Origin of the sequence: Streptosporangium minutum, from assembly GCF_002149035.1 — a bacterium.
Lineage (GTDB): Bacteria > Actinomycetota > Actinomycetes > Streptosporangiales > Streptosporangiaceae > Streptosporangium > Streptosporangium minutum.
Genome location: NZ_NGFP01000003.1, coordinates 56,440 through 72,594 on the forward strand (window position 1 = coordinate 56,440; position 16,155 = coordinate 72,594).

Genomic DNA, 16,155 nt, shown 5'->3' on the forward strand with positions numbered 1-16,155 from the left:
GGCGGGAGCGGCGGCCGCGGGTCAGACGTCGCCGAGCTTGGCGAGGGCCGGGAGCGCGGCGCCGATCGCGGCGCGCTCCTCGGCTGTCAGCGCCTCCAGCTGCTCGGTCAGGTAGGCGACGCGGGCACGGCGGACGGCTACCAGGCGGGCGCGCCCCTCCTCGGTGAGCTCGACCGTGCGGACCCGGGCGTCGGACGGGTCGGTGCCGCGCGCCACCAGGCCGGGCTCCTCCAGCCGGTTGATCTGCACGGTCATGGTGGGCAGCTGGACGCCGTGCTCCTCGGCAAGCCCGGTCATCCGGCGGGGGCCGCTCTCCAGCGAGCCCAGCACGGCGTACTGCTGGCTGGTGATGGGCTGCCCGGCCGCCACGCGGCGCAGCAGCAGCACCAGGTGCCGCAGCTCCCTCGAAAGGCTCTGTGCCAGATCGTCCGTCGTCATAGTTAGCCAGTCTAACTTAGTCTGACTAACTATTATTCCGGACAGAGGGCGGTGCTCCGCCGGACGCCGCCCCGCAACGGTCAGGGACGCCCGTCACCGCTCCCGCCGCGATGCCGGCGACAGGGATGCCGGCGACAGGGAACGTCGGGTGAGCCCGGGCGTGGGGGCCTCCCAGGACGATCGGGCACGGACGCCCGTCAGCCTCGCGGAGGATCATGGCGGCGGAGCGAACTCCGCCGGACACGAAAAAAGGCGACATCCTTCACGGATGTCGCCTTTCCCGAAAATTCCTACCAGCCGCGCTCGGCCAGGCGGTGCGGGGCCGGGATGTCGTCGACGTTGATGCCGACCATGGCCTCGCCCAGACCGCGGGAGACCTTGGCGATGACGTCCGGGTCGTCGTAGAACGTGGTGGCCTTGACGATCGCGGCGGCGCGCTGGGCCGGGTTGCCGGACTTGAAGATGCCCGACCCGACGAACACGCCCTCGGCGCCGAGCTGCATCATCATCGCGGCGTCGGCCGGGGTGGCGATGCCGCCGGCGGTGAAGAGCACGACCGGCAGCTTGCCGGTCTTGGCGACCTCGGCGACCAGCTCGTACGGCGCCTGCAGCTCCTTGGCCGCGACGAACAGCTCGTCCTCGGGCAGCGAGGACAGGCGCTTGAGCTCACCCCGGATCTTGCGCATGTGGGTGGTGGCGTTGGAGACGTCACCGGTGCCCGCCTCGCCCTTGGAGCGGATCATCGCCGCGCCCTCGGTGATGCGGCGCAGCGCCTCGCCCAGGTTGGTCGCACCGCAGACGAAGGGCACGGTGAACTGCCACTTGTCGATGTGGTTGGCGAAGTCGGCGGGGGTCAGCACCTCGGACTCGTCGACGTAGTCGACGCCGAGCGACTGGAGCACCTGGGCCTCGACGAAGTGACCGATGCGGGCCTTGGCCATGACCGGGATCGAGACGGCGGCGATGATGCCGTCGATCATGTCGGGGTCGCTCATCCGGGAGACGCCACCCTGGGCGCGGATGTCGGCGGGGACCCGCTCGAGCGCCATGACGGCGACGGCTCCGGCGTCCTCGGCGATCTTGGCCTGCTCGGCGTTGACGACGTCCATGATGACGCCGCCCTTGAGCATCTCTGCCATGCCGCGCTTCACCCGGGCGGTTCCGGTGACGGCGGTCTCGGTGACTTCGGGCGTGCTGCTGGACACGGTCTCTACCTCACGACGGCTGGTTGCGGAACATGGGCCGTCCGCGGGGACGGCCACCACGTCTCCATGGTAGGCGCTGATCCGCCTGTCCCCTTACACGACAAGTTGTCGTGTAAGGGCGATCTTCTTGGACATCATGTAGGGCGGCGGCGCGGCCGGGAGGGCCGGCGGGCCGGGACGCGGCCGGCGGCGCCGGGCCCGGAGGTCAGGGGATGACGGGCTTGCGGGCGGCCAGGACGACCCACACCTGCCCGGGGGCGAAGTTCATCGGCTCCCCCGCCTCGGTGGTGAAGACGGTGCCGTCCTCCTCCGACTCACGTGACCACCTGGCCTTGAAGGCCTTGCCGTCGCGGAGCACGATCGCGCTGCCCTTGCCGGTGCTGTGCACCAGGGGCGTGTAGCTCTGGTTCTTGTCGTGGAACTCCGAGCGCTCGGTCTTGGTGTACTGCACGACGATCGTCGGCGCGCCGAGCTGGCCGCCCTCGGCCGCCATGTCCTTCGCGCCGTCCTGCCAGATCAGCCACTTGCCGGTGGCCTCCGACCAGCTGAAGGTGAAGCGGGCGGCCGGGTACTTCACGCTGAACGTCTTCTTGGGCACGCCGCCCTCGGGGGCGTCGCCGAAGGTGAATCCGACGTCCTTGGCCCTGGTCGCCTTGGGCGCCTGGGCCAGCAGCTCCCTGGTGTTGGCGAACAGGTTGTAGGGCGCGTAACGGCCCGGCTGGCGGAAGTAGGCGCCCGGCGCCCGGCTGTCGGAGACGTCGAACAGCGACGACTGCGCGATGATGGGAAGCATCTTGGTCTGCGCGCCCGAGTAGGCGAAGGCGGGCTTGCCGAACTGCGGCACGATGTGCAGGTCGGATATCCGGGCGCTGCGGACCGGGCCGATCTTGGGCGGGATCTTCGAGGAGAAGATCGCCATCAGTCGCGTCAGGCCCGCCTCGACCTGCTCGACATAGACGATGTCGGCGCTTTTGAGGCCGAGCTGCGGCTTGCCGGCCGAGGTGTTCTCGATCTTCGCCGCGAGCACGGCCCTGCGGGCGGCCCCGGGGAGCCCGGTGAAGGGATGGGTCGGCTCGGGAGTCGGGGTCGCGTCCGCGGGCGGGGCGGTGGCCGCCTGCGGGTTCTTCCCCGGGGCCGGTTCATCGGAGGAACAGGCCGCGGCCGGAGCCAGGACGGCGACTCCCGCCAGCGTGACGGCGATCATCCGGGGCACCCGCACGGCTCATCTCCTCAAATCGGCCACGAAACGCCCAAGAGCTTACCTGTGCCCGACTTACCGGATACCCCCCTTTGTGTGCGTCCTATTCACCTGACCGATATCTCGCTGCCTGCGCGTCCTATTCGGCGGCGAGGGCCTGCGGGGGCGTGTCGTCGATCTCGAAGAAATCCGGATACTCCGTGTGCCCGGCCAGTCGTAACGTGCGCGCGAGCCAGCGGCGCTGGGCCGCGCGGGTCACGCCGACCGCGTTGTTGTAGAAGCGGCGCGAGTAGAGCACCTTGGCCACCGCGGCGCCGAGCTCCTCCAGCAGGTCGGTGCCCGCCGGGGTGGCGGCCACCCGGTCACGGAAGCGCTCCTGGTCGACCACCGCCCGCAGGGTGCGCGACAGGTCGCTCTCGGCGTGCTCGCGCTCCTCGGGCCCCGCCGTACGGGCCTCGTGGGCCGCCGCGGCCAGCACCAGGCTCGTGGCCGGGTCGAGGACGCGGGACGCCGCCAGTTCCAGGCAGACGGCGGTCCGCCGTACCAGGGCGGCGTCCAGGGACTCGCGGGCCAGCTCCAGCCGGATGTGGAGCCGGTCCAGCCGGCCCGCCCGCCAGGAGATGTAGACGGCGGTGAGCAGCACGATCGCGCCCACCACCAGGATCAGCGTGGTGGTCACGGCGTGTCGTCCTCCTCCACCCCGGCTGTGCTGGCCACGGTCTCGTAGACGCGCAGGACGTCGCGGGCGACCGTGGACCAGTCGTACTTCCGGACGGCCTGGCGGGCCTCCTGCGACAGCTTGGCCCGGCGGTCGGGAGCGTCGAGCAGTGCGGCGGCCTCGCGGGCGAGCGACCCGGCGTCGCCGGTCTCGAACAGCGCCCCGGCCTGGCCGTCGTCGAGCACCTTGCGGAAGGCCGGGATGTCGCTGGCCAGGATCGCGGCACCGGCCGACATCGCCTCGGTGAGCACGATGCCGAAGCTCTCGCCGCCCAGGTTGGGCGCGCAGAACACGTCCACCGAGTGGTAGGCGCGGACCTTGTCCTCCTCGCTGACCATGCCGAGCAGGCCGATCCTGTCATGGAAGCGGGCCGGGACCTTCTCCAGCACCTCGCCGGCGTCGCCGGGCCCGGCGACGAGCAGGCGCAGCCGGGGCCGCTCGGCCGCCAGCAGGGTGAACGCCTCCAGCAGCACCGGCAGGCCCTTGCGGGGCTCGTCCATCCGGCCGAGGAAGCCGATCACCTCGCCCTCGTCCCAACCCGGCAGCGGCTCGGCCTCGCTGTAGCGGCTGACCGTCACCCCGTTCGGGATGAGCACGGCGTCGCCGCCGATGAACTCGACCAGGGTCTTCCTGGCCGCGTCCGACACCGCGATCCGGGCCGTGATCTTCTCCAGCGCGCTCGTGATCACGGGCGACGCGACCGAGAACGCCCGGGAACGGCCGTAGGAGGCGTGGAAGGTGCCCACGATCGGCCCCCTGGCCACCCAGCAGGCGAGCAGGCCCACCGAGGGGATGAACGGTTCGTGCACGTGCAGCACGTCGAAGCGGCCCTCGCGCACCCAGCGGCGCACCCGGTTGGCCGACAGGAACCCGAACGACATCCTGGCCACCGACCCGTTGAAGGGGACGGGGACCGCGCGGCCGACCGAGGTCACGTACGGCGGCAGCGACGCGTCGTCGCCCGCCGGCGCGATCACCTGAACCTGGTGACCGTCCTCCATCAGCGCCTCGGCGAGGTCGCGGATGTGCACCTGCACGCCGCCCGGCACGTCCCACATGTAGGGACAGACGATGCCGATCCTCATTGCTCTCCCACCGCCCCTCGTCCGCCTCGCGGAGAGCCCGCTCCGTCGTGCTCCCCCCTCCGCTCACCGTGCCGGACCCGGCCGCGCCTTCTCATCCGCGGGGCTCCAGATCCTCGAGCCAGAGCCGCTGGAGCATGTGCCAGTCCTCCGGGTGCTCGGTGATGCCCTTCTCGAAGACCGTGGCCAGGTCCTGCATGACGGCGGCCACCTTCTCCTTCCGGGTGCCCTCGGCGGGGACCGCGATCTCCTGGTGGAACTGCAGACCCCAGTCGCGCCCCTCGAAGTAGAGGATCGCCGGGATCAGAGCGGCACCGGTGTGCACCGCCAGCAGGCCGGGACCGGCGGGCATGCGCGTGGCCGAGCCGAAGAACTGCACCTCGACGCCCTTGGCGGTCAGGTCGCGCTCGGCGGGCAGGGCGACCGGCCGGCCGGCCCGCAGCCGCTGCGCCAGGGTGCCGAAGGTGTGGCTCTCCCCGCCGGTGAGCGGCAGCACCTCCATGCCCAGTCCCTCGCGGAAGGCGGTGTAGCGGTGGAAGAGCGACTCGGGCCTGAGCCGCTCGGCGACGGTGGTGAACGGGTGACCCTTGGCGACGAACCAGGCGCCCGCCTGGTCCCAGTTGCCCATGTGCGGCAGGGCCAGGACCACCCCGCGGCCCTTGGCCAGGTTGTCGTAGACCTGCTCGTCGCCGACGACCTTCATCCGGGAGAGGATCTCCTCGGCGGGCATGGAGGGCAGCCGGAACACCTCGTGGAAGTAGCGGAAGTAGGAGCGCATGCCCTCGCGGCTCAGCTCCCGGATCGCCGGATCGTCCGGCGAGGTGCCCCTGACCCGGGCGAGGTTGGCCTCCAGCCGGCGGACCGATCCGCCGTGGCGCTTCCAGAGACGGTCGGCGGCCTTGCGGAAGGCCCAGGCGGTGAGGCGTTCGGGGAGGCGGGGCACGAGCGTCCAGCCGGCGCCGAAACCGGCGGCGACGAGACGATCCTGCAAGGACGGCTTGTCGGTCATCGCTCTCCCGATCAGCGGAGGGTCTGGGGCGGGACGGAGACGGCCTGGCGGCGGACGTGCAGCAGGCGCTGGCCGACGGTGACCGCGCTGGCGGCGGCGAGCAGCCAGAGCCCGGCGGCCAGGATGTAGGGCACGCCGAGGCCGCCGAGACCGGCGGAGACCAGGCCGACGACCAGGCGCTCGGGCCGTTCCGCCAGGCCGACGTCGCACGTCATGCCCAGCCCCTCGGCCCTGGCCTTGACGTAGGACACCACCGCGCCGGCCACCAGGCAGAACAGCGCGACCCCGGCCAGCACCCGCTGGTCGCTCACCACGAACCAGATCGCCAGCCCGGAGAAGATCCCGGCGTCGCCCACCCGGTCGAGGGTGGAGTCGAGGAAGGCGCCCCAGAGGCTTCCCTTCCCGACCATCCTGGCCATGACCCCGTCGAGAAGGTCCGCCAGCACGAAAAACGTGATCACCACCGTGCCGGGGAACAACTCACCACGGGGGTAGAAGAAGAGGGCCGCGGCGACGGTGCCGAGCGTGCCGACCGCGGTGACCACGTTGGGGCTGATCCCTCGGCGGGCGAGCGCCCTGCCCAGGGGGGTCAAGACTCGGGTTACGGCGGGGCGCAGAAGTTTCAGCATCGCGCTCTGATCGTAGGCCAATCCGCATGTGAGCGTGCATCCAACGCTCCGCAAGCGGATCGGCCCGGAGCTCTTGTGATATTCGCCACATGGGTATTTGGTGAACAGACCGCGTCCTCGCAGTGTACGGACGCGGCAGCGGACCCGAGGGTGTGGCCGCACCTGGCCGCGCTCCGGCAACGACGCGGGAGGCGACGTGGCAGAGAAGGCAACCGGCGGGGCAGCGGGAGCCGCGGGGAGGGCGCCCGCGGCCGACCGGCCGGACATGGTGAGGAATGTCGTGCTGGTCGGCCATTCCGGTGCGGGGAAGACGACGCTCGTGGAGGCGCTCCTGGCCGCCACCCGGACCGTCCAGCGGCCCGGCCGGGTCGAGGACGGCACCACGGTCAGCGACTTCGACGAGGTCGAGGTGCGCCAGCAGCGCTCGGTGAACCTGACCGTCGCCCCGGTGGTCCACAACGACATCAAGATCAACCTGCTGGACACCCCCGGCTACGCCGACTTCGTCGGCGACCTGCGCGCCGGGCTGCGCGCGGCCGACGCGGCGCTGTTCGTGGTCTCGGCGTCCGAGGGCGTGGACGGCCTGACCCGGATGCTGTGGGAGGAGTGCGCCACGGTCGGGATGCCGCGGGCGGTCGTGATCACGAAGATCGACCACCAGCGGGCCGACTTCGAGGAGGCCCTCACCGCCTGCCAGGACCTCTTCGGCGAGGGAGTGGCCCCGCTGTACCTCCCGGTGGTCACCAACGGCCGGATGAACGGCCTGATCGGGCTGCTGACCCAGAAGTTCTACAACTACGCCACCGGCACCCGGACCGAGAACGCCCCGGGGTCCTCCTACGAGGACCAGATCGAGCAGTACCGCGGCGCCCTGATCGAGGGGATCATCCAGGAGAGCGAGGACGAGTCCCTGATGGACCGTTACCTCTCCGGGGAGGAGATCGACACCAAGGTCCTCATCGACGACCTGGAGAAGGCGGTCGCGCGCGGCGGCTTCTACCCGGTGCTCGCCACCGGGACCGGCGTGGGCGCGACGGAGGTCCTCGAACTCATCACCCAGGGCTTCCCCTCCCCCCTGGAGCACCCGATGCCGGAGATCACCGAGATCGACGGCACGCCGGTCGCCGGCATCGCCTGCGACCCCGAAGGACCGCTGGTGGCCGAGGTCGTCAAGACCACCAGCGACCCCTACGTGGGCCGGATCAGCCTGGTGCGGGTGTTCTCCGGGACGCTGCGCCCGGACATGACCGTGCACGTCTCGGGACACGGCATGGCCGACCGCGGTCATGAGGACCACGACGTGGACGAGCGCATCGGCGCGCTGTCCTCGCCCCTGGGCAGGCACCAGCGCACGACCGGCAAATGCGTGGCCGGCGACATCGTCGCGGTGGCCAAGCTGTCGCGCGCGGAGACCGGCGACACCCTTTCCGACAAGGACCGGCCGCTGCTGATGACCTCCTGGACGATGCCCGAACCGCTGCTGCCGGTGGCGATCCAGGCCAGGTCCAAGGCGGACGACGACAAGCTGGGCCAGGCGCTGCAGCGGCTGGTCGCCGAGGACCCCACGCTCCGGCTGGAGAACAACCCCGAGACCCGGCAGCTCGTGCTGTGGTGCATGGGCGAGGCCCACGCCGACGTGCTGCTGGACCGGCTGAGCAAGCGGCACGGCGTCGAGGTGGAGAAGATCGAGCTGCGGGTCCCGCTCCGGGAGACCTTCGGCGGCCGGTGCCAGGCGCTGGGACGCAACGTCAAACAGACCGGCGGTCACGGGCAGTTCGCCATCTGCCACCTGGAGGTCGAGCCCCTGCCCTCCGGCGAGGGCTTCGAGTTCGTGGACAAGATCGTCGGCGGTGTGGTCCCGCGCCAGTTCATCCCCTCGGTGGAGAAGGGCGTCCGCAACCAGATGCAGCGCGGCGTGGTGGCCGGCTACCCCATGGTGGACGTGCGGGTGACGCTGTACGACGGCAAGGCCCACTCGGTCGACTCCTCCGACATGGCCTTCCAGATCGCCGGGGCGCTCGCGCTGAAGGAGGCCGCGGCCAAGGTGCCGACCCTGCTGCTGGAACCGGTCGACGAGGTGGCCGTGCTGGTCTCCGACGACCACGTCGGCGCCGTGATGTCCGACCTGTCCTCCCGCCGTGGCCGGGTCCTCGGCACCGAGCAGGTCGGCGTCGGCCGTACCCTCGTCCGGGCCGAGGTGCCCGAGCTGGAGATCACCCGCTACGCCATCGATCTGAGATCGATGTCACACGGCACGGGGACGTTCCAGCGCACCTTCCTGCGTTACGAACCGCTCCCGGCCCATCTGGTGGACAAGGTCGCCGGTTGATCGTCCCCGGGAGGCGTGAACCATCCGGCTCACGCCTCCCAAAAAGTTCCCCACGTAACGGTGACGTCACGAAACGATTTCTTTTTTCCGGCCAAAGCACGCCGGTCCCGATGCCACACTGAGGAACCATGCGAACCGGACGCCCTTTGCTCGTCGCCGCCGCCCTCGCCGTCGTCACCACCGGCGCCGCCTACGCCTTCGGCCCGGATGCCCAGGTGACCAAGCCCACGGCTCTCAAGCGCGCGCCCGGCGCCACCACCACGACCTCCGAGACGACCGCGGCCTCCCAGACGGCCTCGTGCACCACCGACGCGAGGTATCCCAAGCGGCAGCTGCGCGGCGTCTGGATCGCCACGGTGAAGAACATCGACTGGCCCTCGCGGACCGGCCTCTCCGCCGCCAAGCAGCAGGCCGAATACGTCAGGATCCTCGACAACGCGGTCAAGCGCCGGCTCAACGCGGTGTTCGTCCAGGTCCGGCCCGCCTCCGACGCCTTCTACAAGTCGTCGATGGAGCCCTGGTCGAAGTTTCTGACCGGTACGGCCGGCAAGGACCCGGGCTGGGACCCGCTGCCCTTCCTGGTCGCCGAGGCCCACAAGCGCGGGCTGGAGTTCCACGCCTGGTTCAACCCCTACCGCGCCGCCTACGACGGCGACGTGAGCAAGCTCCCGGCCGACCACCCGGCCCGGGTCCACCCCGAGTGGATCGTCAAGCACGAGGGCCTGGTCTACTACAACCCGGGCCTGCCCGCGGTCCGCGACCACGTCACCTCGGTCATCACGGACGTGGTCAAGCGCTACGACGTCGACGGAGTCCACTTCGACGACTACTTCTACCCCTACCCGGGCGGGGGCGCGCAGTTCGCCGACGGCGCCGCCTTCAAGAAGTACGGCAAGGGCGAGAAGCTGGCCGACTGGCGCCGCGCCAACGTCGACAAGCTGATCGCGCAGGTCGACAAGGCCGTGCACGGGACGAAGCAGCACGTGAAGTTCGGCATCAGCCCGTTCGGGATCTGGCGCAACAAGTCCGAGGACCCCACCGGTTCGGCCACCGCGGGCATGTCGGCCTACGACTCCATCTACGCCGACGCCCGCCACTGGATCCGCAAGGGCACGGTCGACTACGTCGCGCCGCAGCTCTACTGGCCGAGCGGCTTCAAGGCCGCCGACTACGACGTGCTGATGCCGTGGTGGGCGAAGGAGGTCAAGGGCACCGACGTGCACCTCTACATCGGGCAGGCCCTCTACCGGGTCGGCAGCACCGACACCCCCGCCTGGACCAGGCCCGGCGAGCTGCCCTCGCACCTCACCAAGAACCGCAAGCACAAGCAGGTCAAGGGTGACGTCTACTTCAACGCCAAGCAGCTGCTGACCAACCCGCTGGGCGTGCTGGACCTGATCGTCAAGAACCACTACTCCCACCCCGCGCTGCTGCCCCTGATGAAGGATCTCGGCGGCCAGGCGCCCGCCCAGCCCGCCGACGTGAAGCTCCAGGGCACGGCGCTCAGCTGGAAGGGCTCTCCCGGCGCCGCCTCCTACGCGGTCTACCAGATCCCCTCCGGCAAGGTCGGCGAGTGCGCCACCGCCGATGCCCGCAACCTCGTCGCGGTCGTCCCCGCGGCGGGCGGCGACCGGCAGTCCTTCCCCGTCTCGGGCGGCGGCGCCTACCTCGTCAGCTCCCTGGACCGCCTGCACAACGAGAGCGCCCCCGCCAAGGCCGCGCCCTGAGCCGGCGCCTGCCCCCGGGCCCGACAGGACCCGGGGCACCGCTGACCTGAGCCGTCACCCGCCCCCCTCTGGGCCCGCCGGGCCCCGGGAGTGGCGCTGACCTGAGCCGTCACCCACACCACCTCGGGCCCGCCGGCCCCGGGGGCGGCGTGCCGCCCCACCCGACACGGAAGCCGATCAACGGATCCGCTGGACGGGGGGACAATGTTCCCCTACGGTGCCAGCATTTGGCGAGGTCGGGGAGGTCACCGGTGAGGCAGACGCTTGCCGCGTTAGCGCTGGTCATGAGCGTCCTGTGGCCGACGGCGGCGCAGGCCGCCGCGCCCGCGGGCGGTCGGGTGGCGCTGATCGGGGTCCCCGGCCTCCAGTGGAGCGATCTCAGCCCCGCGAGCACGCCCAACCTGTGGCGGCTGGCCGGGCAGAGCGCGGTCGGCTCGCTGTCGGTGCGCGCGGTCGGCCGGGTGACGTGCCCCTACGACGGATGGCTGACGGTGTCGGCCGGGGTCAGGTCCGCGGTCGGCTACGGCTGCGGCCTCCCGCCGGAGCCCGTCCCCGGCACGGCCGGCGCGGTCATCCCCGACTACGCCTACCTGCACCGGGTCGCCCGGCAGAAGAACGCCGGGACGCTCGGCGAGGCCGTGCACGCCGCCGGGGAGTGCACCTCCGCGGTCGGTCCCGGCGCGGCGATGGCGCTGGCCGACCGGACGGGGAAGGTGGACCGCTACGCCCCCTCCCCCGCGCGGATCGGCCCCGGCGCGTTCACCGAGTGCCGGGTGATCGCCGTGGACGTGGACGACCTGATCAGGCCCTACGTGACGGGTGGACGGCTGCCCGCCGTGGAGGAGAGCCTCACCCCGCCGCAGCGGGCGGCGGCGCTGCGGCGGGCCGACGCCGGGGTCGGGGCGGTGCTGGACGCCCTGCCCCAGGACACCACCGTGCTGCTGGCCGGCCTGGCCGACCACGGGAGTGTCCCGCACCTGCGCGCGACCATGATGCGCGCCGCGGACGTCTCGGGCCGGTTCCTGGGGGCGGCCTCCACTCACCGCGAGGACGTCTCGATCCTGCCGGACATCACCGCCACGATGCTCACGGTGACGGGCATTCCCACACCGGCGACCGTGGTCGGGGTGCCCTGGCAGGCGGGCGGGAGCCGTACCGGCGGCACGGAGGCGGCGCGGACCGCGCTGGTGAACGCCGACGTGGCCGGGCAGACGATCAGGAACGTGGGCGGGGTCTTCTTCACCACCGTCGCCGCGCTCCAGGTCCTCTTCTACCTCACCGCGTTCCTGCTGATGCGCCGCGGGCGCGGGCTCGGCGGGATCCGCGTGGCGGCGCTGGCTCTCGCGTCCGTCCCCGTGTCGACCTACCTGGTCAACCTCGCCCCCTGGCACCACAGCCCGGCACCGGTGCTCGCCCTGGTCGGCGGAATCGCCGGGGGGACGCTCCTGCTGTCCGCGGTGGCGCTGGCCGGCCCCTGGCGGCGCGCCCCGCTCGGACCGCTGGCCGTCGTGACGGGGGTCACCGGGGCGGTGCTCGCCGGTGACCTGCTGACAGGCACGACCCTGCAGTTCAACAGCGTGATGGGATACACCGCCGTGGTCGGCGCCCGTTACTCCGGTCTGGGCAACATCCCGTTCGCGCTCTTCGCCACCTCGGTTCTGCTGCTGGCCACCGTGATCGCGCACCGGCTGGCGGGCCGGGGCCGCAGGACCGCGGGGGTCGCCGTCGTGGCGGTGCTGGGGTGCTCGGCGATGATCATGGGCGGCTGGCCGGGGGTGGGCAGCGACTTCGGCGGTGTGATCGCGTTCGTGCCCGGCATCGCGGTGACCGCCCTGCTGATCGCGGGCAGGCGGGTCTCGTTGGTCAAGCTGGGCGCGTTCTGCGTGGCGGGCGGCGTCATCGTGATGGCCATCGCCTACCTCGACTACATGCGCCCGCCGGGCTCCCAGTCACATCTGGGCCGCTTCGTCGGCCAGGTGTTCACCGGCGAGGCGACGGAGGTGATCGGCCGCAAGCTCGGGGCGATGCTGGGCACGCTGCTCAGCCCCAACCTGATGCCGATCGTGATCGCCGCGGTCGCGTTCCTGGTCTACGCGCTGCTGCGGCCGGGGGCGGCCAGCGCCGGGGTCCTCCCGGCCGCGTTCGGCCACTCCCCCGCGCTGCGGGCCGGCCTGGTCGGCACCCTGGTCAGCGGGGTCGTCGGCATGCTGGTCAACGACTCGGGCGCGGCCGTGCTCTCCATGGCGCTCGCCCTGGGGGTGCCGCTCACGCTGTCGGTGGGCGTCAAGGTCCTCCGTGACGGCGCGGGCCGCTACGGCGACGCGGGCCAGGAGCCGGCGAGCAGTTCCCTGGTGTCGCGGAGCAGCTGAGGCAGCACCCTGGTGTGGCCGACCACCGGCATGAAGTTGGTGTCCCCGCCCCAGCGGGGCACCACATGCTGGTGCAGGTGGGCGGCGATGCCCGCGCCCGCCACACCGCCGAGGTTCATTCCCACGTTGAAGCCCTGCGCGCCGCTGGCCTTGCGCAGGGCGGCCAGCGCCCGCTTGGTGAAGTCGGCGAGCTCGGCGGTCTCGCCGTCGTCCAGGTCCGCGTAGTCCGCGACGTGCCGGTAGGGGCAGACCATCAGGTGGCCGGAGTTGTACGGGTAGAGGTTGAGCACCGCGAAGACCGAGCGGCCCCGGGCGATGATCAACCCGTCCTCGTCGCTCATCGCGGGGATCTCGCAGAAGGGGCAGCCGTCGTCCGGGCCCGGCCCCGTCGGCTTGTTCGTCCCCTTGATGTAGGCCATCCGGTGAGGAGTCCAGAGTCTTTCGAACGCGTCCGGCGTCCCTGCCCCCTGCTGCGCCTCTGGCTCTTCGTTCATGGCGATCAGCATATTGCCAAGTGGATTTGTTCGGTTTGGCGACTCCCGTCAGAGGGCCCAGGATGCCCCTCGGACGGCTGCGGCGGACAAATGGTGCAGATTTCCGGCAGAATCCCAGCGAGCGTGACCATCAACAGCCGAGGAGCACCCCATGACCGACGTCTCCGTCGAGGACATCACCGAGGAGACCGACTCTCCCGCTGAAACGACCACCGCCCGCCCGTTCTCCCTGAGCCTGTCCACCTCCTCCATCCCTTCCACGCCTCCCATCACCATCCCCTCGGTGCCCCCTGTGGCCCCTGTGGTCTCCGTGGCCGACCTGGAGCCGGTCACCGAGCCGGTCGCCGAGCCGGTCGCCGCGGCCGTGGTCAAGGGACGGATCAAGGTGGCCGACGAGGTCGTGGAGAAGGTCGCCGCCCTCGCCACCCTCGAAGTGGCCGGCGTCGCCGACCTGGGCTCGGGTCTCACGGACGCGGTACAGCCGATCCGCGAGCGCGCCGGCGCCAGGCGCGGCCCCCGGGGCGTGAGCGCCCACGTCCAGGACCGCACGGTCGCGGTGGACGTGGCGATCGTGGCGGAGTACGGCCACGTGGTCATGGACGTGGCCAACGAGGTCAAGACGAACGTGGCCCGCACGGTCAGCCGGATGCTGGGCATGCGGGTCGTCGAGGTCAACGTCAACGTGGACGACGTGCGCCTGCCCGGCGAGGACCACCCGGAGGCGCCCGCCGAGCCCTGACAGAGCCCGGGCCGCCCGGTACGGCGGGCCGCCGCGTCCCGGGGCCCGCCGTACCGGCGGCCTCAGCCGGGCGTACGGCGGACCACCCCCGTGGAGGCCGCCCGCCCCCCGGAGCGGACCTCCGGACAGCGGTACGGCGGGCGGCCACAGCCGCCCGCCGTACTCCCCGTGACAGATCAGACCAGACCGCTCCGGGTCAGACCTGGATGCGACGCTCGATCGCGTCGGCGATCTCGTTGATCGCCTCGTCGACCGGCACGCCGTTCTTCTGCTCGCCGTTGCGGAAGCGGAAGGAGACAGCGCCGTTGGCGATGTCCTCGTCGCCCGCCAGGAGCATGAACGGCACCTTGGACTTCTGCGCGTTGCGGATCTTCTTCTGCATCCGGTCGTCGGAGGCGTCCACCTCGATCCGGATGCCCCGCTCGCGAGCCTTCTTGGCCAGGTCCTGCAGGTAGGGCGCGTGGGCCTCGGCGATCGGGATGCCGACGACCTGGACCGGGGCGAGCCAGGGGGGGAAGGCGCCGGCGTAGTGCTCGGTGAGGACGCCGAGGAAGCGCTCGATCGAGCCGAACAGCGCCCGGTGGATCATGACGGGCGTCTGCCGGCTGCCGTCGGCGGCCTGGTATTCCAGCTCGAACCTCTTGGGCTGGTTGAGGTCGAGCTGGATGGTGGACAGCTGCCAGGTACGGCCGATCGCGTCTTTGGCCTGCACCGAGATCTTGGGGCCGTAGAAGGCCGCGCCACCCGGGTCGTCGACCAGTTCGAGCCCCGACTCCAGGGCCGTCTGGCGCAGCGCCTCGGTGGCCTCGTCCCAGTCGGCCGGATCACCGATGAACTTGTCGGAGTCGTCGCGGGTGGACAGCTCCAGGTAGAACTCCGACAGGCCGAAGTCGCGCAGCACGCTGAGCACGAAGGTGAGCAGGCTCTTGATCTCGCCGACCATCTGCTCCCGGGTGCAGTAGATGTGCGAGTCGTCCTGCGTCATGCCGCGCACCCGGGTCAGACCGTGGACGACACCCGACTTCTCGTAGCGGTAGACGGAGCCGAACTCGCACAGCCGCAGCGGCAGCTCGCGGTAGGACCGCCCGCGCGCCCGGAAGATCAGGTTGTGCATCGGGCAGTTCATCGGCTTGACGCGGTATTCGACCCCCTCCAGCTCGAAGGGCGGGAACATGTCCTCGGCATACCACGGCAGGTGACCGGAGGTCTCGAACAGCTGCGACTTGGTGATGTGCGGGGTGTTGACGAACTCGTAGCCCGCCTCGCCCTGCCGCCTGCGCATGTAGTCTTCCATCTCCTTGCGGATGATCCCGCCCTTGGGATGGAAGACCGGCAGGCCGCTGCCCAGCTCGGACGGGAAGCTGAACAGGTCCAGCTCGGCGCCCAGCCTGCGGTGGTCGCGCTTCTCGGCCTCCTCCAGCAGGTGGAGGTATTCGTCCTGCTTGTCGCGCGACTCCCAGGCGGTGCCGTAGATCCGCTGGAGCTGCGGGTTCTTCTCGCTGCCCCGCCAGTAGGCGCCGCCGGAGCGCATCAGCTTGAAGGCCGGGATGGACCGGGTGGTCGGCACGTGCGGGCCGCGGCACAGGTCCTTCCAGCACAGGTCGCCGGTCTTCGGGTCGAGGTTGTCGTAGATGGTCAGCTCGGCGCCGCCCACCTCGACGTCGGCCCCGTCCTCCTGCGCGCCGGCGCCGCCCTTGAGGCCGATGAGCTCCAGCTTGTACGGCTCGGCCGCCAGCTCCTCCTGCGCCTCCTCGTCGGAGACGGGCCGGCGGGAGAAGATCTGCCCCTGCTTGACGATCTCGCGCATGCGCTTCTCGACGCGCTTGAGATCCTCGGGGGTGAACGGGTTCTTGACGTCGAAGTCGTAGTAGAAGCCGTTGTCGACCGGCGGGCCGATGCCCAGCTTCGCCTCCGGGAACAGCTCCTGGACGGCCTGGGCCATGACGTGCGCGGTGGAGTGGCGCACGATCGCCCGGCCGTCGGGGCTGTCGACCGCGACCGGCTCGACCTGGTCCCCCTCGGCGACGGGGGCCGCCAGGTCCCTCAGCTCGCCGTTCGCGCGGGCGGCGACCACGGAGCGGCCGTCGGCCTGGAGCGCTTCGCCGTACGTCGTGCCCTCCGCCACCACACGCTCGGCTCCGGCGAGGGTGATACGAAGTTCTGGCACGGCGGACACGGTGACTCCCTGAGAGACGGCGACTTTGAGGTCTTCCGTCGA

13 protein-coding genes are annotated in these 16,155 nt (G+C 71.1%); 4 read left to right on the forward strand and 9 right to left on the reverse strand.

The window, feature by feature from the left end; genetic code table 11:
- Window positions 1–21: 21 nt before the first annotated feature.
- From CA984_RS01180 to pgsA, 7 genes are all read right to left on the reverse strand, one after another.
- The gene (locus CA984_RS01180; RefSeq protein ID WP_086566906.1) at window positions 22–438 is read right to left on the reverse strand and encodes a MarR family winged helix-turn-helix transcriptional regulator; all 417 of its coding nucleotides are present in this window, start codon (window positions 436–438) and stop codon (window positions 22–24) included.
- A gap of 290 nt (window positions 439–728) precedes the next feature.
- A complete protein-coding gene (gene pdxS / locus CA984_RS01185) occupies window positions 729–1,643 on the reverse strand; it encodes a pyridoxal 5'-phosphate synthase lyase subunit PdxS (RefSeq protein ID WP_012892587.1) in 915 nt (304 codons plus the stop codon).
- 205 nt (window positions 1,644–1,848) lie between these two features.
- A complete protein-coding gene (locus CA984_RS01190; protein WP_086566909.1) occupies window positions 1,849–2,862 on the reverse strand; it encodes a DUF3048 domain-containing protein in 1,014 nt (337 codons plus the stop codon).
- Between the two features lie 118 nt (window positions 2,863–2,980).
- Window positions 2,981–3,520: a hypothetical protein gene (locus tag CA984_RS01195; RefSeq protein ID WP_031165685.1), complete on the reverse strand. Its 540-nt coding sequence runs from the start codon at window positions 3,518–3,520 to the stop codon at window positions 2,981–2,983.
- Complete coding sequence (locus tag CA984_RS01200; protein ID WP_086566912.1) at window positions 3,517–4,644, reverse strand: glycosyltransferase family 4 protein; 1,128 nt, start codon at window positions 4,642–4,644, stop codon at window positions 3,517–3,519. Before CA984_RS01200 ends, CA984_RS01195 begins: the two co-directional genes overlap by 4 nt.
- Window positions 4,645–4,735: 91 nt before the next feature.
- A complete protein-coding gene (locus CA984_RS01205) occupies window positions 4,736–5,650 on the reverse strand; it encodes a phosphatidylinositol mannoside acyltransferase (RefSeq protein WP_086566915.1) in 915 nt (304 codons plus the stop codon).
- Window positions 5,651–5,661: 11 nt separating this feature from the next.
- The gene (pgsA, locus tag CA984_RS01210; protein ID WP_086566996.1) at window positions 5,662–6,279 is read right to left on the reverse strand and encodes a phosphatidylinositol phosphate synthase; all 618 of its coding nucleotides are present in this window, start codon (window positions 6,277–6,279) and stop codon (window positions 5,662–5,664) included.
- A 196-nt stretch (window positions 6,280–6,475) separates the two neighbouring features.
- On the opposite strand from pgsA, the gene CA984_RS01215 reads away from it, so the two are divergent.
- From CA984_RS01215 to CA984_RS01225, 3 genes are all read left to right on the forward strand, one after another.
- A complete protein-coding gene (locus tag CA984_RS01215) occupies window positions 6,476–8,608 on the forward strand; it encodes an elongation factor G-like protein EF-G2 (protein WP_086566918.1) in 2,133 nt (710 codons plus the stop codon).
- Window positions 8,609–8,736: 128 nt separating this feature from the next.
- Entirely contained in the window at window positions 8,737–10,335 is a 1,599-nt protein-coding gene (locus tag CA984_RS01220; protein ID WP_086566920.1) for a glycoside hydrolase family 10-like protein, read from the forward strand.
- A gap of 251 nt (window positions 10,336–10,586) precedes the next feature.
- Window positions 10,587–12,704: a hypothetical protein gene (locus CA984_RS01225; protein ID WP_086566923.1), complete on the forward strand. Its 2,118-nt coding sequence runs from the start codon at window positions 10,587–10,589 to the stop codon at window positions 12,702–12,704.
- Here the strand turns inward: CA984_RS01225 and CA984_RS01230 are convergent.
- Window positions 12,647–13,198, reverse strand: coding sequence for an HIT family protein (locus CA984_RS01230; protein WP_242675660.1), 552 nt, complete (start codon window positions 13,196–13,198; stop codon window positions 12,647–12,649). The two genes, CA984_RS01225 and CA984_RS01230, sit on opposite strands and share 58 nt — an antisense overlap.
- A gap of 151 nt (window positions 13,199–13,349) precedes the next feature.
- Here CA984_RS01230 and CA984_RS01235 point away from each other — a divergent pair, with 151 nt between their 5' ends.
- Window positions 13,350–13,937: an Asp23/Gls24 family envelope stress response protein gene (locus CA984_RS01235; RefSeq protein WP_086566927.1), complete on the forward strand. Its 588-nt coding sequence runs from the start codon at window positions 13,350–13,352 to the stop codon at window positions 13,935–13,937.
- A 196-nt stretch (window positions 13,938–14,133) separates the two neighbouring features.
- On the opposite strand, the gene thrS is transcribed toward CA984_RS01235, so the two are convergent.
- A complete protein-coding gene (thrS, locus tag CA984_RS01240) occupies window positions 14,134–16,113 on the reverse strand; it encodes a threonine--tRNA ligase (RefSeq protein WP_086566930.1) in 1,980 nt (659 codons plus the stop codon).
- Between the last annotated feature and the right edge of the window lie 42 nt (window positions 16,114–16,155).

Excerpts from the sequence above, each read along its gene's own strand:
- CA984_RS01230 (WP_242675660.1), bottom strand. The coding sequence starts at position 13,198 with ATGAACGAAGAGCCAGAGGCGCAGCAGGGGGCAGGGACGCCGGACGCG.
- CA984_RS01220 (WP_086566920.1), top strand. The coding sequence starts at position 8,737 with ATGCGAACCGGACGCCCTTTGCTCGTCGCCGCCGCCCTCGCCGTCGTC.
- CA984_RS01180 (WP_086566906.1), bottom strand. The coding sequence starts at position 438 with ATGACGACGGACGATCTGGCACAGAGCCTTTCGAGGGAGCTGCGGCAC.
- CA984_RS01235 (WP_086566927.1), top strand. The coding sequence starts at position 13,350 with ATGACCGACGTCTCCGTCGAGGACATCACCGAGGAGACCGACTCTCCC.
- CA984_RS01200 (WP_086566912.1), bottom strand. The coding sequence starts at position 4,644 with ATGAGGATCGGCATCGTCTGTCCCTACATGTGGGACGTGCCGGGCGGC.
- CA984_RS01205 (WP_086566915.1), bottom strand. The coding sequence starts at position 5,650 with ATGACCGACAAGCCGTCCTTGCAGGATCGTCTCGTCGCCGCCGGTTTC.
- pgsA (WP_086566996.1), bottom strand. The coding sequence starts at position 6,279 with ATGCTGAAACTTCTGCGCCCCGCCGTAACCCGAGTCTTGACCCCCCTG.